The organism is Pseudarcicella hirudinis, from assembly GCF_900115665.1.
GTDB classification, from domain to species: Bacteria; Bacteroidota; Bacteroidia; order Cytophagales; family Spirosomataceae; genus Pseudarcicella; species Pseudarcicella hirudinis.
The window spans coordinates 229,897-251,306 of sequence record NZ_FOXH01000005.1 but is presented as its reverse complement, the minus strand read 5'-3'; the positions used below and the strand labels follow the sequence as shown (position 1 = coordinate 251,306).

At 38.5% G+C, this 21,410-nt stretch carries 19 protein-coding genes and 1 CRISPR repeat array; of the genes, 9 read left to right on the top strand and 10 right to left on the bottom strand.

Annotation, left to right across the window (positions count from 1 at the left end):
- Positions 1 to 248: 248 nt before the first annotated feature.
- Positions 249 to 575, top strand: a complete 327-nt coding sequence (locus BM179_RS11000) for a DUF3276 family protein (protein WP_092016701.1) — start codon at positions 249 to 251, stop codon at positions 573 to 575.
- Positions 576 to 743: 168 nt separating this feature from the next.
- Here the strand turns inward: BM179_RS11000 and BM179_RS25580 are convergent, their stop codons facing one another.
- On the bottom strand, positions 744 to 917 hold the full coding sequence (locus BM179_RS25580) for a hypothetical protein (protein ID WP_218159203.1): 174 nt from the start codon (positions 915 to 917) through the stop codon (positions 744 to 746).
- Positions 918 to 929: 12 nt separating this feature from the next.
- Here BM179_RS25580 and ychF point away from each other — a divergent pair, with 12 nt between their 5' ends.
- Positions 930 to 2,033 carry a redox-regulated ATPase YchF gene (gene ychF / locus BM179_RS10995; protein WP_092016699.1) on the top strand — a complete coding sequence of 368 codons (1,104 nt, stop codon included), beginning with the start codon at positions 930 to 932 and terminating at the stop codon, positions 2,031 to 2,033.
- Positions 2,034 to 2,100: 67 nt separating this feature from the next.
- Here ychF and BM179_RS10990 read toward each other — a convergent pair whose 3' ends face one another.
- From BM179_RS10990 to BM179_RS10955, 8 genes are all read right to left on the bottom strand, one after another.
- Positions 2,101 to 3,426: an OmpA family protein gene (locus BM179_RS10990; protein WP_092016697.1), complete on the bottom strand. Its 1,326-nt coding sequence runs from the start codon at positions 3,424 to 3,426 to the stop codon at positions 2,101 to 2,103.
- Positions 3,427 to 3,473: 47 nt separating this feature from the next.
- Positions 3,474 to 3,758, bottom strand: a complete 285-nt coding sequence (locus tag BM179_RS10985; RefSeq protein ID WP_092016696.1) for a DUF3817 domain-containing protein — start codon at positions 3,756 to 3,758, stop codon at positions 3,474 to 3,476.
- Between the two features lie 46 nt (positions 3,759 to 3,804).
- Entirely contained in the window at positions 3,805 to 5,037 is a 1,233-nt protein-coding gene (locus BM179_RS10980; RefSeq protein WP_218159202.1) for a type IX secretion system plug protein, read from the bottom strand.
- A 137-nt stretch (positions 5,038 to 5,174) separates the two neighbouring features.
- Positions 5,175 to 7,106 carry an ABC-F family ATP-binding cassette domain-containing protein gene (locus BM179_RS10975; protein ID WP_092016692.1) on the bottom strand — a complete coding sequence of 644 codons (1,932 nt, stop codon included), beginning with the start codon at positions 7,104 to 7,106 and terminating at the stop codon, positions 5,175 to 5,177.
- A 157-nt stretch (positions 7,107 to 7,263) separates the two neighbouring features.
- The gene (locus tag BM179_RS10970) at positions 7,264 to 7,839 is read right to left on the bottom strand and encodes a Crp/Fnr family transcriptional regulator (RefSeq protein WP_143095202.1); all 576 of its coding nucleotides are present in this window, start codon (positions 7,837 to 7,839) and stop codon (positions 7,264 to 7,266) included.
- A 208-nt stretch (positions 7,840 to 8,047) separates the two neighbouring features.
- Complete coding sequence (locus tag BM179_RS10965; RefSeq protein ID WP_092017052.1) at positions 8,048 to 9,598, bottom strand: FMN-binding glutamate synthase family protein; 1,551 nt, start codon at positions 9,596 to 9,598, stop codon at positions 8,048 to 8,050.
- 93 nt (positions 9,599 to 9,691) lie between these two features.
- Entirely contained in the window at positions 9,692 to 10,309 is a 618-nt protein-coding gene (locus tag BM179_RS10960; RefSeq protein ID WP_092016688.1) for a DUF502 domain-containing protein, read from the bottom strand.
- Between the two features lie 140 nt (positions 10,310 to 10,449).
- Positions 10,450 to 11,004 (bottom strand): DUF4139 domain-containing protein, encoded by a 555-nt coding sequence (locus BM179_RS10955; protein WP_092016687.1) that lies wholly within the window; start codon positions 11,002 to 11,004, stop codon positions 10,450 to 10,452.
- Between the two features lie 198 nt (positions 11,005 to 11,202).
- Here BM179_RS10955 and BM179_RS10950 point away from each other — a divergent pair, with 198 nt between their 5' ends.
- The 5 genes from BM179_RS10950 to BM179_RS10930 all read left to right on the top strand — a co-directional run bounded on the left by BM179_RS10950 (position 11,203) and on the right by BM179_RS10930 (position 15,963).
- Positions 11,203 to 12,279, top strand: a complete 1,077-nt coding sequence (locus BM179_RS10950; protein ID WP_092016685.1) for an Ldh family oxidoreductase — start codon at positions 11,203 to 11,205, stop codon at positions 12,277 to 12,279.
- Positions 12,280 to 12,426: 147 nt separating this feature from the next.
- Positions 12,427 to 13,467 carry an endolytic transglycosylase MltG gene (gene mltG, locus BM179_RS10945; RefSeq protein WP_092016683.1) on the top strand — a complete coding sequence of 347 codons (1,041 nt, stop codon included), beginning with the start codon at positions 12,427 to 12,429 and terminating at the stop codon, positions 13,465 to 13,467.
- Between the two features lie 183 nt (positions 13,468 to 13,650).
- Positions 13,651 to 14,058 (top strand): acyl-CoA thioesterase, encoded by a 408-nt coding sequence (locus BM179_RS10940; RefSeq protein WP_092016681.1) that lies wholly within the window; start codon positions 13,651 to 13,653, stop codon positions 14,056 to 14,058.
- Between the two features lie 71 nt (positions 14,059 to 14,129).
- Positions 14,130 to 15,071: a YihY/virulence factor BrkB family protein gene (locus BM179_RS10935; protein WP_092016679.1), complete on the top strand. Its 942-nt coding sequence runs from the start codon at positions 14,130 to 14,132 to the stop codon at positions 15,069 to 15,071.
- 265 nt (positions 15,072 to 15,336) lie between these two features.
- A complete protein-coding gene (locus BM179_RS10930) occupies positions 15,337 to 15,963 on the top strand; it encodes an L-threonylcarbamoyladenylate synthase (protein ID WP_092016677.1) in 627 nt (208 codons plus the stop codon).
- A 20-nt stretch (positions 15,964 to 15,983) separates the two neighbouring features.
- Here the strand turns inward: BM179_RS10930 and BM179_RS10925 are convergent, their stop codons facing one another.
- The gene (locus tag BM179_RS10925) at positions 15,984 to 16,853 is read right to left on the bottom strand and encodes a lysophospholipid acyltransferase family protein (RefSeq protein WP_092016675.1); all 870 of its coding nucleotides are present in this window, start codon (positions 16,851 to 16,853) and stop codon (positions 15,984 to 15,986) included.
- An 81-nt stretch (positions 16,854 to 16,934) separates the two neighbouring features.
- Here BM179_RS10925 and BM179_RS10920 point away from each other — a divergent pair, with 81 nt between their 5' ends.
- Both BM179_RS10920 and BM179_RS10915 read left to right on the top strand, forming a co-directional pair.
- On the top strand, positions 16,935 to 17,543 hold the full coding sequence (locus tag BM179_RS10920; protein WP_092016673.1) for a WbqC family protein: 609 nt from the start codon (positions 16,935 to 16,937) through the stop codon (positions 17,541 to 17,543).
- 112 nt (positions 17,544 to 17,655) lie between these two features.
- Positions 17,656 to 20,217, top strand: a complete 2,562-nt coding sequence (locus BM179_RS10915) for an ATP-dependent Clp protease ATP-binding subunit (RefSeq protein WP_092016670.1) — start codon at positions 17,656 to 17,658, stop codon at positions 20,215 to 20,217.
- 169 nt (positions 20,218 to 20,386) lie between these two features.
- A CRISPR array of direct repeats spans positions 20,387 to 21,395; the repeat unit is 30 nt; unit sequence CCTTTAATCGCACCAGATAGGAATTGAAAC.
- Positions 21,396 to 21,410 lie beyond the last annotated feature (15 nt).

Genomic DNA, 21,410 nt, shown 5'->3' with positions numbered 1-21,410 from the left:
CAGGCGGAAAGAATAACTCAATTAAAATTGAATTATTGTGTAAACCTTGAAAAGTCCAAAAAGAATAATTGCAAAATTAATATTTTCGGGCTTCAAATAAAAATTTTTATTGGTTTTGTTATATTTCTTATTGGGAATAGTTCTATTATTTTATTTATATACAAATATTATTTTATTCATTTTTTTTTGCATGTTCTCAAAATATTCATAGTTTTACGAAATCATAAACCCTAAAATCAAAAAGTACTGTGGAAGAAAGAGAAAGAGAAGAAATTTTTTCAAAACGAATCAGAGCAGGGAAGAGAACTTATTTTTTTGACGTCAAATCAACCCGCTCTCAGGATTACTACATTACCATTACCGAGAGTCGTCGTCATCAAAAAGAAGATGGGTTCGTTTACGAAAAGCACAAAATGTTCCTTTATAAAGAGGATTTCGACAAATTTGTGGAAGGTTTGAGAGAAGCTGTCGATCATGTTAAGCATGAATTAATGCCAGATGTTGATTTCTCGCAGTTTAATCGTGATGAGGAGGAGTTTGGCGGTGTAAGTGGTAGCGACTTAAAATGGGAATAATTTTGAAAGAATTATTTACTAAAGATCTTTGATTTCAGAGCTGAATATTTCTTCGTATTTCGATGAAAATAGCCTTTTATGTCTCTGTTTTTCAAATTAAAATTAAGCCTCTGATTTTTCAGGGGCTTTTTTGTTGGAAAAATGCTAATTTTGCAACCTGTAGAGATTTCAGGTTGTCAGTCTGACTCCGGAAAAAGGAATCTGGAACCCGGCTTTCTGTGGTTTTATGGTCTGATTTCCTGAAAAAGACACATTTTCAGCCTGAGAACCCCTGCGACCGGTATTCTGATTAAGTAGCAGAATATCATGATTTCTCCGGGGGCTTAATTTGTAATAAATCATTCACCAAAAAATATGGGTCTTAAATGTGGAATCGTGGGTTTACCGAACGTTGGTAAATCAACTTTGTTTAGTGCAATTTCTTCCAACAAGGCAGAAGCAGCTAATTATCCTTTTTGTACAATTGAACCAAACGTCGGAGTGGTAACAGTACCGGACGAGCGTCTGACTATTCTGGAAGGTTTGGTGAATCCTCAACGAGTTTTACCAACCGTAATTGAGTTTGTTGACATTGCGGGTCTGGTAAAAGGAGCTTCAACCGGAGCAGGTCTTGGAAATAAATTCTTAGGAAATATCCGTGAAGTGGATGCGATTATTCACGTAGTACGCTGCTTTGCAGATGATAACATCGTGCACGTGGAAGGTCGTGTAAACCCTGTTTCTGACAAAGAAATTATTGATTTCGAATTACAGATCAAAGATCTGGAATCAGTTGAGAAAAAAATGCAGAAACTGGAGCGTGCTGCCAAAGCCGGAGACGCAAAATCAAGAGCAGAACTGGCGACTCTTCACCTTTATAAAGCAGCATTGGACGCAGGTAAATCTGCCAGAACTGTGCAGGTTGATGAAGAAGCAAAGCAAAATGCGATCGGAGATTTGTTCCTGTTAACAGATAAACCGGTAATTTATGTAGCAAATGTGGACGAGAATTCTATCGCTTCAGGAACAAATGAATATGTAGAGGAGTTGAAAAAGGCTGTTGCTGACGAAAATGCCGAGGTGATTGTAATTTGTGCGGCTATTGAATCACAGATTGCTGAAATTACTGACGAAGAAGAAAAGCAAATGTTCCTTGATGAATATGGTTTGACTGAGTCTGGATTGAGTCAGTTAATCCGTGCTTCTTATGCTTTATTAAACCTGATCACTTATTTCACAGCAGGTGTTAAAGAAGTTCGTGCCTGGACAATTGAAAAAGGCTGGAAGGCTCCTGCAGCAGCAGGTGTAATTCACTCAGATTTTGAAAGAGGATTTATCAGAGCTGAGGTGATTAAAATTGCAGATTATCAGCAGTATAAAACTGAAGTGGCTTGTAAAGATGCCGGAAAAATTTCTGTGGAAGGAAAAGATTATGTGGTAAAAGACGGAGATATTATGCACTTCCGCTTTAATGTATAGTCTTTTGATATAAATGAAAAGGGGCAAAATCAATCGATTTTGCCCCTTTTTTGTTAAAATGAAAGTACTAAAGTTTCAGAATGACAAACTCCACTCTTCTGTTTACCTTACGTTCTTCATCGGTTCCTTTTTTAAGGATGGGTTTCGTATCGCCGTAACCAATTGCCTGTAATCTGTATCCTGATATTCCATTTCTGAGAATATATTCTTTACAGGCATCAACCCTTGCCTGAGATAACTCAAGATTTGCATCATGGTCACCCACAATATCGGTATGTCCTTCCAGACGGATTTCCATTTTAGGGTTATCATTCATCATGGTTACCAATTTATCTAATTCAGCATAGGATGCAGGTAACAGATCAGATTTTGAGACCTCGAAATAGATGTTTTTCAGGGTAATTTTATCCCCGATGCTTAAAGGCGTAAGATAGATGTCACGGGTAATGTTCTGGTTATTTGCCTTACTTAAATCAATGACATCATTGGTAACAATATATCCCTTTGCTGAAGCAACATAAGTATAAACCTGGCCTTTCGGCAAATACATCTTGTAGATACCCGTAGAAGCAAAGCTCTGCACTGAATCTATTTTCAGTTTACTGCTTGAGATTTTATAGTCGATAGTTGCTGAAACAGGCTTTTGTGTTTTAGCGTCTTTTACCAGACCGCTAATCATAATATTAGGAACGGCGGCTGGAGGTACTGGTTTAGGGGTATTATCAACTTCTCCGATTTTTCCGGGCTTTTTAACAGGGTTTGTTCCTGTTGAAGGTTTCCCGGGAGCCGGAGCCGGAGGAGAGGGTTTGTAAACGACCGGATCATTGGGGTTTATAGTATGAAGATCATATACATTCCAGCAAACCAGATGATCGTAATCATTACATTCAAATAAATCAAAGTATTCCAGACCTTTGTCCAGTCTTTCAAAATATAAGACAAAATTAACCTGTTCCCCCGAACGGGTATTATAACCAAGATCATCGATATTCTGATTGTCATTGAGTACCGGAATACCTTCTGCTTTAATCAGACGAAATGTTCTTGATCCCTGTGCTGCAATTAAGGTAGCCGATTTCTTGAAGGCGATATGCTGTTCGGGATTAAGTACTCTTCCATTTTGATCTCTCTGCGGCTTTGTAAGATTGATAAAGCTCATATAAAGAATCGTGTACTGATCAGTAAGCCTGATATTGGAAACATGAACACCTCTGTCTGCAGAACGGCCATTGTCATCATCACCCGGGTATTGCGTGCCTGATGTTCCTCCATAGGTTCCGTTGCCGGAACTTCCCCCCGAATTCCCTCCGTTATTTCCACCTGTCTGATACATACCCGGCATACAACTGCTGAGTAAAAAGGAAATGATTGTGAAATAGAATAAGTTTTTCATACCAGGAAAATGATGTTTAAAGAGAAGTTTTCTTAAGAGTTTTAGGATTATTGTCTGAAAATTTTCTTATCAGCATAAAAGGTCCCGAAAGGGATCAATGAGGCAATAAAAGCCAGAGCCGTTTTTTTCAAAGACCATTTAAGTTCAATAAATACTGTCAGAAGAGTGATCATGTAAAGAATGAATAAAACACCATGACACATTCCAACGATATAATTTGGCTTTGGCAAACCCCATACATATTTTAAAGGCATGGTTATTCCAAAAAGTATATAAGAACATCCTTCCATAAAGGCAATTGCTCTGAAGCGGCTCAATGCATTGTTAAACATATCAGAAATATTAATTTGTTGAATTAGTTCATTTAGACTTTATTGCTTAATGAATGGTAACATAACCAATCAGGGCATCAGCTCTTGCTCCGATCGGACGGTTATAAACCAGAATTTCATAAATATTTTCGGTTTGAGAATGTGAGCCTTCCAGTTCGGTTTCGTTCTTAAGGCCGTCACTTCCGAGCGTGGCATAATTGTAATTATAAACACCCTGTTTTAATTCGATACTTGCTTCATAGGCCTGGTGATCAGGATTATAAGTCATAAGATTATTGTCATTCAGATACCAGTCATTAAATCCACCGTTAATAAAGACTTTTTTACCGGATATTTCATCCATTTTCAACTGAAATCTGATTTGGACGTAATCTGACTCCGTTTCACCACGGTTTGTTTCATAATTATCTATGACATACATGCCGTTGAAATCATTCGTAGCTACATAAGCCAGTCCGTTCTGAGGTTTATCATAATGCAGAAAGATAATACTCTGTTGTTCTTCCTGCATAATTGTAGAAATATTTACCAGCTTTTGCTGTGTACTTCTTGCATCAAACATTCTGAATTCATTTCCTCCCGGGATCAGATTTTCTCCCTCAAAAAACTGATAGTCAATTTTTTTGTCGAAGTCATTTACCATAAAAGGCTTCAGATTTTTCAGGGTTTTATCATCTCTGAAATTTTGCCTTACCACAACTTTAAAATCTTCTTTGGGGTTAATTACGTCGTAGCCATTGTACGACAGGCTCATATTTACCTGAACATAACTGTTTCTTTTGTCGGCATTATTGGCAAATCTGATATTCCCGCCAACATTCACCCGGTTCTGATAAACCATAAACCTTCTGGTCAGAACAATGTCACTTTCGTCTCTGTTTCGGTAAACCATCAGGATATAATTCCCGGAAATTCTGGTTTTAGGTACCTCAAATGTATAATGGTAGTAAGGGATTTTTGTCGCGAAAGAATTGTGGTAGTTCTGAATCGGAAAGTCATTGTATTCCGGTAAAAATTCTATTTCATTTAATACCGAAGGCGTCCAGTCTGCATTGCAATGGATTATTTTTGCCCTGAAAGAGAGAAAACCCTTGCTTAAACAGTCGAAAGATAAAAGCAGGGGAGAGGCATCATTTAACGCTACAACAGGGGGATTCAGCGATTCGGAAGGAGACCTTTGCTGACCAACCGCAGGGAAAAGCTGAACCGTTTTAATATAGGGCTCATAAATTGCATTTTCATAGCGGAGGGTTTTATTCTGGGCCTGAGTGTTCAACACAAATAAAAATAGGAACACACTGCTGTGAATTCCTATTTTTACTATTCCGGACTTTTTTAAGTACATATTCAGAATAAATTTGATTGGGGACTTTCTGAAAAACGAATAATGAACCAGGTTGAATAGTATCCGGACCCTTAAAAAGCTTTTTCAAGTTCTTCTACTTCAATCATAACTGCTTCCCATTCGTTATTGGCATTATTCAATAAATCCTGAATTTTCCTGTATTCAGCATTTTGGCGTTTTAACGCCTCTACATCATTGAAAATTGCAGGATCGGCCAGTTGTTTTTCTGATTCAGCTTTCTGAGATTCAAGCTTTTCAATCTGTTCTTCCAGTTCCGCAATTTTCTTATTTAGTTTCTTAATATTTTGCTGAGCTTCTTTTTTAGCCGATTCATTTAAAACAGGCTTTTTCTCAGCTTCTTTTTTCTCAACGATTTTTGGCTGAGGAGCCGCAATTTCAGCATTTAATTTTCTTTCTTCCTGCCAGATTTCGTATTCCTCATAAGTTCCCGGATATTCTTTGATCTCGTAATCTTCAAGATACCAGATTTTATTGGCAATTTCAGAGACAAAGAAACGGTCGTGAGAAACGACGATATAACTGCCTTCATATTGCTGAAGTGCCTGAATCAAAATATTCACCGACATCATGTCAAGGTGGTTGGTGGGCTCATCCAGTAATAAAAAGTTGGCTTCGGAAATAAGCACTTTAGCCAGAGAAACCCTTGATTTTTCCCCTCCGGAAAGTACTTTGATTTTTTTGAAAACCTCATCACTTGAAAACAGAAAACAACCCAGAATACTTCTCAGCTCCACTTCCGTTTTAGCAGTTCCGGCTTGTTTCAGCTCATCAAGTAAGGTATTTTCCACATTAAGGCTTTCAAGCTGATGTTGGGCATAAAATGAATCAATAACATTATGCCCCATTTTGCGCTCACCCTCAATTGGTTCGGAGCCATCAATAATTCTGAGAAGAGTGGATTTCCCTTTACCATTGGCACCGATTAATGCGATTTTATCACCTCTTTCGATCACCGCATTGGTATTTTTCAGGATAATTTTATCACCATAAGCTTTAGAAACCTCTTCAAGGTTCATGATAAATCTGCCAGGCTGTGTACCAAAGTTGAACTTGAAGTTAACTTTAGCGGCCTCATCAATTACATCATCAATTATCTCAAGCCTTTCCAAAGCTTTTACTCTCGATTGAACCTGTCTTGATTTGGAAGCTTTGGCCTTGAAGCGGGTAATGAATCGTTCAGTCTGACGAATCTGCGCCTGCTGATTTTCAAAAGCACCCTTTTGAATTTCATTTCTCAATGATTTTTCTTCCAGGTAAAAAGAATAATTACCCGGATAAAGATTGATTTTCTGACCGGTTACTTCGGCAATTGACGTGACAGTATTATCTAGAAAAAATCTATCGTGAGAAACTACGATAATTGCTCCTTCGTAATTATTGATATAGTTTTCAACCCATTCGATTGAAGGTAAGTCGAGGTGGTTGGTTGGCTCATCAAGCATAAGAAGAGAAGGTTTCTGCAAAAGTAATTTTGCGAGCATAACCCTCATTCTCCAACCCCCGGAAAATAAACGTAATGGTTTTTGAAGATCATCGGTACTGAATCCGAGTCCTTCCAGGATTTCTTCTGCTCTTGCCTGAATTGTATAACCTCCCAGTCCTTCAAATTCATCCTGATAGCGTGCCAGTTTATCGATATCAGAATCCTCATAATTTGTTTCCATTTTATGAAGTACTTCATCAATCTGCTTTTGCAGAAACAATTCTCTTTCAAAAGCCTGCATAGCCACCAGCAGAATAGAATCATCTGTCTGATAGGAAAGAAGATCCTGATTCAGGAAACCGATAGTACAATCTCCGGCTTTTGAAATATTTCCCGAATCTGCCTGATATTCTCCGGTAATTAAACGTAATAAAGTCGATTTTCCAGTACCATTTGCCCCAATAAGACCGATTTTATCTTTTGGTTTAATATGTAAATTGGCACCGTCGTACAAAGGACGACTACCAAAATAGAACGAAAGATTATTGATTGATAACATATCGCAAAGATACTGCTAAGATTTTAATGTAGATTTATAGTGAAGAGGCTTTTTAATCGAATAATCATCAAAAACTATCCGTATCCATTAAATAGTAGCAGAACTTAAATGCAGTAACCTTGTTTTTCAGATAAACTAAATTTCAAAAATATAATTCTTACTGTATATAAATGTGTTTTCTTAACCGGCTCAGAGACTCCGGGGTTATACCCAGATAGGAGGCAATGTGATACTGATGTGTTCTGTGTAAAAGTCCCGGATAACGTTGCATAAATTTTTCATAACGCATCTGGGCAGTTTCTTCCAAAAAAGACCTGATTCTCAGGTTCTGTTCAATCACAGCTGACTCAAGTAACAGTCTGCCGATTCGTTCCCAGCCATGATGGTGGCTGTAAAGTTTTTGCATGTTTTTGTAATCAATGGTTAGTAATTCTGTGTCTTCCAGGGCCTGAATGTATTCCGAACTGGGGGTTTGGGTTAGAAAACTTACATTGACCAGGTTAAAAGTTAATTCCTCGGAAAAAGAATTAACAATTTCGGTAGTGTCATTTTTTTTGACAAAATTTCTTAAAAGGCCTTTTTTTACAAAACATAACTGCGGTGCAATCTGACCAACCTGCAAAAAGAATCTTCTTTTGGGGATATGAGAAACTCTGAAATATCTCGGGATTTCAGAAAGTTCTTCTTGATTAAGAACATTAAATTTTCTTATAGCGGCAACAAGTGTGTCCATCTCGGGCAATTTTTTAAGTTCTTCTGTAAGACGATCTTTCAAAAAATGGTCACTTGATGACAGTATAAAACTTGAAAATGGTTAGAAATCGGTATGTTGCTTCAGGCAGGAGTAAATAAAATTTTCGAAGGAACGGGGTTAAACTACAAACCGGAAGCATTTTCTGCGTCAGAATGCTTCCGGTTTTTTGTTATTATTTCGTGGACAATTAAAGTGCTTTTCCTCCTCCGAGATAAGGACTGGCCAAAAGTGTTTCAACATTAACAAACGGAACATTGGTTTTATGATAACCAAAAGTTTTGCTCATCGGTTGTGTGCGGTTATTATCTCCCATCGACATTTCCACATCATCCATGCTCAGCTGACAAGGATGTTCGTAGCCACAGGCATGGGTAATTTCCAGAATTTCCTTGTTCAGGGTTTTTACATAATTGTAGAAACGTTCACTCTTAATTGTCGGGTCAATTCCTGCCTGAAGCCATTGATTTGAGGTTGCAACCCCTGTAGGACAAGTGTTGGTATGACATTTCTGAGCCTGAATACAACCAATCGACAGCATAGCTTCTCTGGCAACATTGATAACATCAGCACCCATGGCAAAAGCCATCAGCGCTTTTTCCGGAAAGCCTAACTTTCCGGAAGCGATAAAGACAATTTTATCCGCCAGATCATAACGCTGGAAAATGTGATAAACCTTGGTAAAAGCAAAATTAAACGGCATAGAAACGTGATCTGCAAAAGCATGAGGTGCAGCACCTGTTCCGCCTTCTCCGCCATCAATTGTAATAAAATCAGGACCTTTCCCTGTTTTTGCCATTAAAGCCGCCAGTTCTTCCCACATATCCAGTTGTCCTACCGCAGATTTAATTCCTACAGGCAGGCCGGTATTGTGTGCCATTGCTTCAATGAAATTAACCATTTCAGGAATGTTTGAAAATGCAGAGTGAAATGCAGGAGAAATGGCATCCTGTCCCATCGGAATTTTCCTGATTTCTGAAATTTCTCTGGTTACCTTAGCAGCAGGTAAAACTCCGCCTTTTCCCGGTTTTGCACCCTGAGAAAGTTTTAATTCCAGCCCTTTCACAAATGGATTTTCGGTTGTCATTTTAACCAGGGCATCCATAGAGAAGCCTTTGTCATCTCTTACCCCAAAGTAAGCCGTTCCGATATTTACAATAACATCAGCACCATATTTATGATAAGGAGAAAGAGAACCTTCTCCGGTATTATGATAACAACCGAATTTAAGTGCGCCTTTGTTTAAAGATTCAACCGCTTTTGCTGATAATGAGCCATAGCTCATACCTGAAATATTGACGATAGAATAAGGTTTGAAAGGTTTCTTCCTTTTATGGTATTCTCCGATTGTTTTAGCACAGGGTACAGCACTCGGATCTTTCTTGTTGGGATGATTGTCAGGCAGCCGGTAACCCAGCATGGCATGTTTTATGAAAACATATCCCGGAGCGCTGAAATCCTGATCAGTACCGAATCCCTGAAGGTTATTTTCTCTTTTTGAGGAAGCATAAACCCATGACCTTTCCTGACGGTTAAATGGCAATTCTTCCCGGTTATTGGCTACAATGTATTGTCGGATTTCCGGACCTATTTTTTCCAGCATGTAGCGCAGATGCCCTACTAAAGGAAAATTATGCTGGATGGTATGCGATTTCTGGAAAAAAATATCCCGGATAACAATAAGTAATAAAGCGGCTAAGATCCATGCCCACCATGGAATATCGGAAATGGTTTGTATCATATGATGAAGCTGAGATTGTTTTAACATAGTTCCGGTAAAGAACCGTAACTATCGGGTACGAAGGATTATAAAATATGAAATGGTAAAGTTAAACTAAGAATTTGATTTTTCGGATTCTGCTGTTCCAAAGGAAACGCCTCCCGAAACAATAAATTTCATTACATCCGCCGCCGGAATATGAAGAAGAGAAACATTTTCGACTGGTACGACAAACATTTCACCTGAGAATGCATAGGAATGAGGGCAATAAACTGTGACAAATCCTTTCATGTCCATAAAACTAAGATCGGTTTGGGTAAGAAACCCTAATTTTCTGAAACCGGATTCCTTATTAATCAATACGATTACAGGCTGGTTAAACTTACGTTTATCTCCTACAAAAGCCTCTACCAGATCTTTTAAAGACTGATAGATAATACCTACAAGCGGGATTCTTGACAATCCGGCTTCCAAGAGATTAAATACCGGAACTGCCAGGAAAGTGGAACCTATAAAGCCTACACTTATGATGATGAAAAGTACAATCAAAAGCCCGATTCCATACAAACGATAAGAAGCATCTCCTTCAGAATGGATTTCGATCGGAATAATGCCATCAACTTTGATAAATGCAATGTAAATGATATAAAGGGTAATGTAAACAGGAGCCAGGAAAAGTAAACCCTGAACGAAGTAGCTGAAAAGACGGTTTAAAATTGATTTGAACGACATTTTTTATAAATTTTCAAGTGAGTGATTCTGGTATTAAAGGTAGTGTTTCGTATAATAATAACTGTGACGACAGATCCGGTAAATAGTCATTCAACGGTAACTGAAATTCTGTAAATACTGTCAATCTCAGGAAATGGTAATTAATCTTTCAGACTATTCCCTTTCGGGTATTTAACACTATAACGTACCTCAATGTTCCTTACTTCATTGGGTTTTAAGGTAATATTCCAGGAAAGTTTGCCTTTGGCAATATCGATAATGGCATCCGAATTTTCAATCAGTTCAACCTCAATCCGGTTGTCTTTCAAAAATGGGATTAAATCTTCGAGTTTTAAGGTAACAGTCCGTTTTTTTATATTCCTGATAGTGAATTTATATGCTTTATCTTCCAGAATTTTGTTTCCCAGGTCGTTGGTGGAAATATAATTTTGCAGGATTTCTTTTTTAATGCTGACTTTTTTATTTCCGTTTCCGAAAGAGATCAGGAATAAAGTGTCTTTTTCAGAGGTATATACCCGTTTCTCCCGGAAAGTTCCGGAAGCATCAGGAATGAGGAAAGTCCAGCCTGATTCGCTTTTTTTTCCGGTTTCCTTTACTTTTCTGGTCTTTTCAAAGATGCTTTTATGGTAACAGTGGGCTGCTACCTGATAATGTGATAATAAGCTGAAAATAATGATTGAGCGTAAGTTTTTCATGAGGTTCGGTATTTACCTAAAAATAGGTAAAATGACGATTTTTACAAAATATTTCGGCAAATAACATCGGGTTCATTTTTTATACGGAAATACTATTCAAAGCATTTTAGCTTTTTTAAATTCTTCGAACAAGTATTTTCTGTAATTTTGCAGCCATTCAGTAGTGTCAGTAGATTTTAAAGTAGAGAAAAAGCGACAATGGTTTTTAAATATGAGTATTTGCAAAACTTCATCAAAGAAGTTTTTCTATCAATCGGATGTCCTGAGGCTGACGCCGGACTTGCTTCAAAAGTACTTATCTCGGCAGATTTAAGAGGGGTTGATTCACACGGTATAGCCAGGTTATCCGGATATGTCCGCTTATATGATAATGGCCGGTTAAATCCTAAACCCGAAATAAAAATAATTCATGAAACACCTTCCACTGCCGTGGTAGACGGTGACAAAGGATTAGGTTTGGTGGTTGCGCCTAAAGCGATGCAGATTGCTCTGGATAAGGCAGATAAAGTGGGATCCGGCTGGATTTCTGTTCAGAATTCCAATCATTTTGGCATTGCCGGTTACCATGCAATGCTGGCTTTGCAAAAAGATATGATTGGCTGGGCAATGACAAATGCTGCTCCTTTGGTAACTCCGACGTTTTCGAAGGAGAAGTTATTGGGAACTAATCCTATTGCAGTGGCGGTTCCTGCCAGGGAAAACCCTCCGTTTGTAGCCGATTTTGCCTCTACAGCGGTGGCTTACGGTAAAATGGAAATTCTGCAGAGAAAAGCACAGCCGGCTCCGATTGGCTGGGTTCAGGATAAAGACGGCAACCCGACAGACGATTCCAATGCTGTTAAAAATGGCGGTGCATTACTTCCTTTAGGCGGTGATCGTGAGCATGGCTCCCACAAGGGGTATGGCTTAGGTGCTATTGTAGATATCTTTTCCGGAGTTCTTTCCGGGGCAAATTTCGGCCCCTGGGTTCCGCCTTTCGCTACTGCAGGTTTTATGTCTGCCGGAGAACAGGTTGGAAAAGGGACGGGTCATTTTTTAGGTGCAATGAGAATTGATGGTTTCCGCCCGGCTGAAGATTTTAAAACAGATATGGATAAATGGATCAACCGCTTCAGGTCTGCTCCGGCCATTGAAGGAAAGCAGGTATTAATTCCCGGAGACCCTGAAAGAGCCCTTGAAATTGAAAGAAAAGCCGCCGGAATCAACTTACTTGATCCGGTTGTAAAAGATATGCAGGGTCTGGCTGAACGTTTTGGCATTCAGTTTGAGGCATAGAATCCCTTATTTTCGAGATAAATTACAGAAAACACACCGTGATATTCGATCAGATTTTTGATTCTTTTAAATCTGTTATAGAATTTCACAATAACATTCAAAAGAGTGGGGTAAAGTATCTTACCAAAAACAACGCTCAAATCCAAAATGCAAAAATCATCAAAATTATTCAGATATCTGATTCTGGCTTTTTCACTGTTCGCCGCTATGTTTTCTTATTACATCTGGCAGGTAGCAAAAACACCGAATTTCAAAACGGACGAAAAAACAGGGTATTATTTGTTGATTCCTTCAGGAGCAACTTTTGAAACAGTTTGGGATTCCTTATCTAAAAAGAAGATTGTAAAAGATGAATTGTCTTTCAAATTCCTTGTAAAACTTCTCAAATATCGTGAAAACGTAAAAGAAGGCCGTTATAAAATTACCGCAGAAATGGGTAACTATGAGATGCTTAAAAAGCTGAAATCAGGGAACCAGGATCCTGTTCGTCTGACATTCAATAACGTCCGGCTGAAAAAAGATCTGATTCATAAAATCGGAAACAGGTTTGAATTTGATTCAACAAAATTCGCATCAATGCTTGAATCTGAAGAGCTGGCTCAGAAATATGGATTTACTTCAGAAACAATCATGTGCATGTTTTTGCCGAATACTTATAACATCCTGTGGAATACCAAGCCGGAAAAGTTTTTTGGCAGAATGAAGTCTGAATATGACCATTTCTGGACGGATGCAAGGAAAAAGAGAGCCCAGGAACTAGGTTTCACACCAATTCAGGTAGCAATTCTGGCTTCGATTGTGGAAGAAGAGACAAAAGCGGAAGATGAAAAACCAAAAGTTGCCGGACTTTATATCAATCGCCTGAACCTGAAAATGCCGCTTCAGGCTGATCCGACAGTAAAGTTTGCTTTGAAAGATTTTGCCATTAAAAGGATTTTAACCGCTCAGTTACAGGTTAATTCTCCATATAATACCTACAAGATTATTGGTTTGCCTCCGGGGCCTATCCGTTTAGCAGAATTGTCGTCGATTGACGCCGTATTAAATTACGAGAAACATAATTATACCTATATGTGTGCCAATCCGGCTCTGAACGGAACGCATATTTTTGCAGAGAATTTTCAGGATCACCTCAATAATGCCCGTTTGTATCAGGCAGCATTAAATAAGCTGAACATCAGAAAATAAGCTGAACCTGAGTTAAGCTCCAGGCAAAGCATAAGTCTATTTCTGTAAACCACTTATTCTGATAACGATAAAAAACAATTATATTAAAGCGGCAAACAAATGAAACATTATTTGTTTGCCGTCAATTGAAGGGTAAAGGAAGATCGTCTTTTCCGGTGTCCTGATTCTTAAAGTCGATTTAAAATGTATATTCACGAAACAAACTATCGGGTAAGGTATGCGGATACTGATCAGATGGGCTATATGTATTATGGAAATTATGCCCGTTTGTACGAGATTGGAAGGGTTGAAGCCTTAAGAGGTTTGGGATTCAGTTATAAAGAAATGGAAGATTCGGGCATTATGATGCCCGTTTATGAGAATATTTCCAAATATATTCAACCGGCGCTGTATGACGATTTGCTTACGGTGCGGACAATCATTAAGTCGCTTCCGGGTGCAAGAATGGTTTTTAACTATGAAATTCTGAACAGCTCCGGATTATTGGTTCATACAGGGCAAACTACTCTTGTTTTTCTCAAAAGAGAGAATAACCGGCTTACTACTGCTCCCAGGGAGCTTTTTGAGAAATTAAGCACATTTTTTGAATAACCGTACCATCGGCTTTTCAGAACCTGTATGTTATTTCTTCATCAATACAGGAATAATCCCTGGTACAACCTATGATAAATAAATTAAGGCATACGAGATCTATTGTCAGGATTAAGACTTTTCTTCAGAATTTTCATTTGTGGAACACTACCGTAACTGTGTATCATGTTTTGCAGATTCTGTGGAATAAAATTATACAATTCGACATAGATGTAAGGGCAGCGGCAGTTGCTTACAGCTTTACACTGGCGGTTTTTCCTACTATTATTTTTTTATTTTCCCTGCTTCCTTACATTCCGATAAATCATCTTGATCTGAAAATCATCACATTTCTGCAGGGAGCAATACCTGAGGGATTGGACAGTCAGGCGGCAGAACTGGTAACAGAAATTGTGAGCAAACCTCATGGGGGAGTACTTTCTCTGGGTTTCTTTTTGGCCTTATATGCTTCCACAAGCGGGATAATGGCTTTGATGAAATCATTTAACCTCACTTATAAAACTGATGAAAACCGGGGATTTATCAAGGCAAGATTAATTGCAGTGATGATGAATTTTCTGCTTACGGTTGTTTTGGTTGTGGCGATTATGGTATTGATTGTAGGCAGATTTGTCATTGACGGACTTTTTGAAAGGGGATACCTGAACCTGAACTTTACTTATTATGTATTGAAAGGCATTACCTATCTGGTGGTTTTCGCGGTATTCTTTGTAACAATCTCCATTATTTATTACTGGGCACCTGCTATTCACAGAAAATGGAACTTTGTAAATGTCGGTTCTGTGACGGCTTCCATTCTGACAATTTGTGTTACCAACCTTTTTTCGTATTATTTGTCAAATTTTGCCACTTATAATAAATTGTATGGCTCAATTGGTACAATAATAGCGCTGATGGTCTGGCTTTATCTGATAGCCCTGATTTTGATAATCGGTTTTGAAATAAATGCCAGTATCGATCATGCACTTAACGGTTTTGATCAGAAAAAGAGCTCTTCCGGTAAAAAAAGCTGAGGAACACTCATAAAATAAAAAAGCCATGCTTCAACTGAAGTGTGGCTTTCAAGTAACCCTAACCCATAAATATCAGCATAAAAGGTTTACACTGATGCAAAAATAGCAGCGAACATCATGCCAGTTTTATGAGTTTTTGGGTAAATAATTTGATTTTTACTGAATTTTTTCAATTTGTGTATATATTTCTTCATTTATGTACTTAGATTGAAACATGATTATACGAAACTACCTTTATTATTGTTTCATAAACTAAACTTCTGACATGGCTGAATTTATTAAACTTTATGAAAAAAATACTGACCAGCGAAGAATCGAGCAGATCGTTTCTTGTCTGAAAGACGGTGGAATTATTATTTATCCGACAGATACGGTTTATGGAATAGGTTGCGATATTCATAATACCCGTGCTGTAGAGAAAGTTTGTCAGATTAAAGGGATTAAGCCCAATAAAAACAATTTTGCCATCATTTGTTATGATTTGAGCCATATTGCTGATTATGCGAAGGTTTCAAACTCTGCCTTTAAACTGATGAAGAAGACATTACCGGGCCCGTTTACTTTTATTCTGGATGGCAACAGTAATGTACCTAAAGTTCTGGCTCAGGGTAAAAAAACAGTGGGAGTAAGGATTCCGGATAATGAAATAACCAGGTTAATTGTAAAAGAGCTTGGAAACCCGATTATCACCACTTCTATTAAAGATGATGATGACGTTATTGAGTATTCTACGGATCCGGAACTGATCTTTGAGAAATTTCAGCATCAGGTAGATATTGTGATCGACGGAGGTTACGGAAATAATATTCCTTCTACCATTGTTGATGCAACAACAGACGATTTCGAAGTAATTCGTCAGGGTCTGGGAGATCTGGAGAGTTTTTTAGTATAAATCAAACCCTCCGGACCAGGTTATTTTAAATGATCCTGAACCAGATTTTCAGGACGAGTATGTTTAAACCTTTTATGCGACCACAGCCAGTCGGACGGATATTGACAAATGGATTTTTCCAAAGTTCTTACATACAATTCAGTAATTCCGTTGGGGGGGATATGATCGTAAGGAGGTTCAATCAAGGTATGGTATTTTAAATGATAAAACCCTCTTTTCTTTCTCGATAATTCTCCATAGAAAACGGGATAATTATTACTGCGTGCTATTCTTTCTGAACCCATAAAGAAATCAGTATCCTGATTCAGAAAATCTGTCCAGTAAGCATTTTCTCTGATTCCGGGAACCTGATCTGCTACCATTCCGATGATTCTGGGGATATTTTTTCTTCTGACGACTTCTCTCAGGGTCATTTTCATCGGAACCGGGAAAACCCCGAATCTGGAACGGATTGTAAACATGAATTTTTCGAAAAATTCACTTTTAAGCGGTTTATAGATTACATCCGAATTTACCTCCGAAAGAGCAGACCTTAACGGAACAAGCTCCCAGTTGCAAAGGTGGTTTGACATAACAATTCCGGTTTTCCCTTCCCTGATTAATTTTTGTAAAGGTTCCTCTCCTTCGATAGAAACTCTCTTTTTAAGCTCTTTTTCACTAATGGTAAGTGATTTGATAACTTCAACAATGATATCGGAAAGATTGAGGAAAAAATCTCTGGCAATAGTCTCGATTTCAGTTTCTGATTTTTCCGGAAAAGATTTTCTAAGGTTCTCACAGACAACCTTTTTGCGGTATTTTACCACATAGAAAAGAACAAAAAAGATAAAGTCTGAGATCCGGTAAAGAATCCGGAAGGGTAATCTGCTTATTAATTTTAAGGCAAACATGCGGTTTTGATATTGATGGATTTTAACTAAAAAGTTTTACAAAAATTTGAAAATAAGTTGACAATACCTTATTTTAGGTAAATGATTATTGATTTACAGTATTTACCAAGTTTAGAATACTTCGCTTGTCTGCTCAAATTTGAGGATGTTCAGATCGAAACACATGAACATTTCCAGAAGCAAAGTTATAGAAACCGATGTCATATCTTGACCTCCAACAAGATTGATACGCTTTCGGTCCCCGTTTCGAACGGCAATTCTAAAATCTTCGTCAAAGACTTACGCATTGATTATCGTCAGGATTGGACCCGCCGTCACTGGGGTGCAATTTATTCGGCATATGGAAAAGCGCCGTTTTACGAATTTTATTCTGAATATTTCAAAGATATTCTGGCAAAGAAACCTGACTTTTTGTTCGATTTGAATTTAGAACTACTGTCAATTTGTCTTAAACTTTTGAAAATCGAAAAAAAGTTTATATTTACAGAAAAGTATGAAAAAACGGTTCCTAACGACTTCAGAGGAAAAATTCATCCGAAAAAGGATTTTTCTGAGAATGATTTTTATGAACCATTGTCATACCGCCAGAACTTTGGCAGTGAATTTGTGCCAAATTTATCAGTGTTAGATTTAATATTTTGCCAGGGTAGTCAGGCAGGTACAATATTAAAGGGTTCTGTAAAAGATTGAACAAATCGCTTTAAAAAGCTGTTTATTCGATATAAGCCCAAAAATAAGGGTCATTTTTAAGCTCGTTTAACATCAAGAACTAAAATCTTGTAACTTTTAAGAAACTCTGTTTATGGAGGCAAAATTCTCAAATAAAGTCAAAGAAGTAATTGCACTTGCCCGTGAGGAAGCGTTGAGGCTTGGGCATGATTACATCGGAACGGAACATCTCATCCTGGGAATGATTCGTGAAGGGGAAGGGGTTGCGCTCGAACTTTTGAAGAAAATAGGTGTATCACTTGATGAATTAAGAGCTACAATCGAACAGTCTACAAAAGGTACGGGTGGTTTCTCGAGTTTTACTCGTCAGAATATGCAGAATATTCCTCTTACCCGCCAATCAGAAAAGGTACTTAGGGTTACGTATCTGGAAGCAAAAATTTTCAAAACCAATTTGGTAGGAACAGAACATCTGTTGATGGCTATACTTCGTGATGAGGACAACATAGCTGCGCAGATTTTGAATAAGTTCCAGGTAACTTATGATCTGATAAAGGAGATGGTGGAATATCAATCTAACCCGAATCTATCATCTAAACCAAATATTACGGCTGCATCTGATACCGATGATAACGATGACGATGCAAGAATGTTTGCAGGTGGTAGCGGCAGCGGCTCAGGGAGCAGTACTGCCAAAGGAAGTGAAAAATCTAAAACGCCGGTTTTGGACAATTTCGGAAGAGATCTTACCAAAATTGCCGAAGCAGGAAAGCTGGATCCGATTGTCGGACGTGAGAAAGAAATTGAACGCGTAGCACAAATCCTTTCCAGAAGAAAGAAAAACAACCCGATACTTATCGGTGAACCGGGTGTAGGTAAAACGGCTATCGCTGAAGGTCTTGCCTTAAGAATTGTTCAGAAAAAGGTTTCACGGGTACTTTTCGGAAAACGTGTTGTAACCCTTGATCTGGCTTCTTTAGTGGCAGGAACAAAATACAGAGGTCAGTTTGAAGAAAGAATGAAAGCGGTAATGAACGAACTGGAGAAATCTCCGGATGTTATTTTGTTCATTGACGAATTACATACAATCGTAGGAGCAGGAGGAGCTTCCGGTTCTCTTGATGCCTCAAACATGTTCAAGCCGGCTTTAGCCCGTGGTGATATACAGGTTATCGGAGCTACCACACTTGATGAATATCGTCAGTATATTGAAAAAGACGGAGCTTTGGCACGTCGTTTTCAGACGGTCATGGTTGATGCCACTTCAGTTGAAGAAACCATTGAAATTCTGAACAACATCAAAGACAAGTACGAAGATCACCACCATGTAAATTACACTGACGAGTCAATTCAGCAGGCGGTTAAACTTTCTGAGCGTTATATCTCGGACAGATTCTTACCGGATAAAGCAATTGACGTGCTGGATGAAGTAGGAGCGAGAGTTCATATTTCAAATATTACTGTTCCTGAAGACATTGTGCAGCTTGAAGCACAGATTGAAAATGTTAAGAAGGAGAAAAATCAGGTGGTCAAATCTCAGAAATATGAGGAGGCTGCTCAACTTCGTGACCGTGAAAAGAAATTGTTAGATCAGCTTGATCGTGCAAAACTTGCCTGGGAAGAAGATACCAAACGTCGCAGATATACTGTTACAGAGGAAAATGTAGCAGAAGTAATTGCTCAGATGACTGGTATTCCGGTGAGTCGTGTAGCTGCTACTGAAGGACAAAAGTTACTCAATATGAATGAGGAACTTAGCGGTAAGGTAATCGGACAGGACTCTGCAATTTCAAAATTGGTGAAGGCTATTCAGCGTACACGTGTAGGCCTGAAAGATCCTAAAAAACCAATCGGCTCATTTATTTTCTTAGGGCCAACAGGGGTAGGTAAAACAGAACTGGCAAAAGTTCTGGCAACTTATCTTTTCGATAAAGAAGATGCTCTTGTCAGAATTGACATGAGTGAGTACATGGAGAAATTCAGCGTATCCCGTCTGGTAGGAGCTCCTCCGGGCTATGTAGGATATGAAGAAGGAGGTCAGCTGACTGAGAAAATCCGTCGCAAACCTTACTCTGTGGTATTATTGGATGAGATTGAAAAAGCTCACCCGGATGTATTCAATATCCTGTTGCAGGTGTTGGATGATGGTATTTTGACAGATGGTTTAGGTCGTCGTGTAGATTTCCGTAACACCATTATCATTATGACTTCAAACATCGGTGCCAGGGATTTGAAAGATTTCGGTGCGGGCATCGGATTCTCGACCAAATCGCGTCAGGATGGTATGGATGATATGGTGAAAGGAACGATCCAGAATGCCTTGAAAAAAGCATTTTCACCTGAATTCTTAAACCGTTTGGATGATGTAATTGTATTTAACGGATTGGAAAGAGAAGACTTGCATAAAATCATTGATTTGATGCTGAAAAAACTCTTTATCCGTATTACGAACCTTGGCTATAAAGTTGAATTAACTGAAAAAGCCAAAGATTTTCTGGCCGACAAAGGATATGATCCTTCTTACGGAGCAAGACCATTGAACAGAGCAATTCAGAAATATCTGGAAGATCCGGTTGCTGAGGAAATTCTGAAAGGTGATTTGGTTGACGGAGACGTTATTTTAGCAGATTATTCAGGAGAAGGAGATGCATTAACTCTTTCAAGAGTATCAGCTAAAGCCGCAACAGCAGAATAACAACGCTGATAAATTCAATATAAAGAAAGCACCATAAGAATATTCTTGTGGTGCTTTTTTATGTCGTCGAAGTACAGGGTAAATCGTATTATTTGAGATCGACGCATTTTAAGCGTGAAATATTCAATAAAAAGCCTTAAATTGAGCTAAAATAGCTGTTTTTACAACGGCTTTAATCGCACCAGATAGGAATTGAAACCTTTTTTTGCCCCATCCAAGTACTTCTAAAGTCGGCTTTAATCGCACCAGATAGGAATTGAAACTAAAAAAACCGGAAGGGTTATCTTCCGGCTGCAATGCTTTAATCGCACCAGATAGGAATTGAAACGGGCTTCTGGTTGTTGCGGCAGACCTTGTGTACATACTTTAATCGCACCAGATAGGAATTGAAACGGACGAGCAAAGTCTTGACGAAAAAAACTCGGGAGCTTTAATCGCACCAGATAGGAATTGAAACTTGGTTCGGCGCTGAAAGGTCTTGCAGATCAGGGAACCTTTAATCGCACCAGATAGGAATTGAAACTTACTGATTCGCCCGGAGGATTTACTTTGCCAAACGCCTTTAATCGCACCAGATAGGAATTGAAACGGCTTATTGGTATTGTTCCTTCCATATCTATAAACCTTTAATCGCACCAGATAGGAATTGAAACTGTCAGCTATTTCCGAAGAAAAGGAAAAAGTGAATGCCTTTAATCGCACCAGATAGGAATTGAAACCAGCAGTGAAATCGCCTGACACGGTGAATCTCAAAACCTTTAATCGCACCAGATAGGAATTGAAACTGTCAGCTATTTCCGAAGAAAAGGAAAAAGTGAATGCCTTTAATCGCACCAGATAGGAATTGAAACCAGCAGTGAAATCGCCTGACACGGTGAATCTCAAAACCTTTAATCGCACCAGATAGGAATTGAAACGGCAGTAGTTGCCTTGGGAATCAATTCAAATATCGCCTTTAATCGCACCAGATAGGAATTGAAACGATTATTGGGGCTTATGCCATTGTCAATTTCAAAGACCTTTAATCGCACCAGATAGGAATTGAAACACATTGATTAATGATCTTTCACAACCTTTAAAAACCTTTAATCGCACCAGATAGGAATTGAAACGGAAATATTGTTACACAATACCGGGCAACCGCTTCACCTTTAATCGCACCAGATAGGAATTGAAACTTGTAGAGCTAGAAA

Coding starts and splice junctions, on each gene's coding strand:
- BM179_RS10990 (WP_092016697.1), bottom strand. CDS start 3,426: ATGAAAAACTTATTCTATTTCACAATCATTTCCTTTTTACTCAGCAGT.
- BM179_RS10915 (WP_092016670.1), top strand. CDS start 17,656: ATGGAGGCAAAATTCTCAAATAAAGTCAAAGAAGTAATTGCACTTGCC.
- BM179_RS25580 (WP_218159203.1), bottom strand. CDS start 917: ATGATTTATTACAAATTAAGCCCCCGGAGAAATCATGATATTCTGCTA.
- BM179_RS10960 (WP_092016688.1), bottom strand. CDS start 10,309: ATGTCGTTCAAATCAATTTTAAACCGTCTTTTCAGCTACTTCGTTCAG.
- BM179_RS10950 (WP_092016685.1), top strand. CDS start 11,203: ATGGTTTTTAAATATGAGTATTTGCAAAACTTCATCAAAGAAGTTTTT.
- BM179_RS10955 (WP_092016687.1), bottom strand. CDS start 11,004: ATGAAAAACTTACGCTCAATCATTATTTTCAGCTTATTATCACATTAT.
- BM179_RS10975 (WP_092016692.1), bottom strand. CDS start 7,106: ATGTTATCAATCAATAATCTTTCGTTCTATTTTGGTAGTCGTCCTTTG.
- ychF (WP_092016699.1), top strand. CDS start 930: ATGGGTCTTAAATGTGGAATCGTGGGTTTACCGAACGTTGGTAAATCA.
- BM179_RS10985 (WP_092016696.1), bottom strand. CDS start 3,758: ATGTTTAACAATGCATTGAGCCGCTTCAGAGCAATTGCCTTTATGGAA.
- BM179_RS10920 (WP_092016673.1), top strand. CDS start 16,935: ATGATTATTGATTTACAGTATTTACCAAGTTTAGAATACTTCGCTTGT.
- BM179_RS10965 (WP_092017052.1), bottom strand. CDS start 9,598: ATGATACAAACCATTTCCGATATTCCATGGTGGGCATGGATCTTAGCC.
- BM179_RS10925 (WP_092016675.1), bottom strand. CDS start 16,853: ATGTTTGCCTTAAAATTAATAAGCAGATTACCCTTCCGGATTCTTTAC.
- BM179_RS10940 (WP_092016681.1), top strand. CDS start 13,651: ATGTATATTCACGAAACAAACTATCGGGTAAGGTATGCGGATACTGAT.
- BM179_RS10930 (WP_092016677.1), top strand. CDS start 15,337: ATGGCTGAATTTATTAAACTTTATGAAAAAAATACTGACCAGCGAAGA.
- mltG (WP_092016683.1), top strand. CDS start 12,427: ATGCAAAAATCATCAAAATTATTCAGATATCTGATTCTGGCTTTTTCA.
- BM179_RS10970 (WP_143095202.1), bottom strand. CDS start 7,839: ATGGACACACTTGTTGCCGCTATAAGAAAATTTAATGTTCTTAATCAA.
- BM179_RS10935 (WP_092016679.1), top strand. CDS start 14,130: ATGATAAATAAATTAAGGCATACGAGATCTATTGTCAGGATTAAGACT.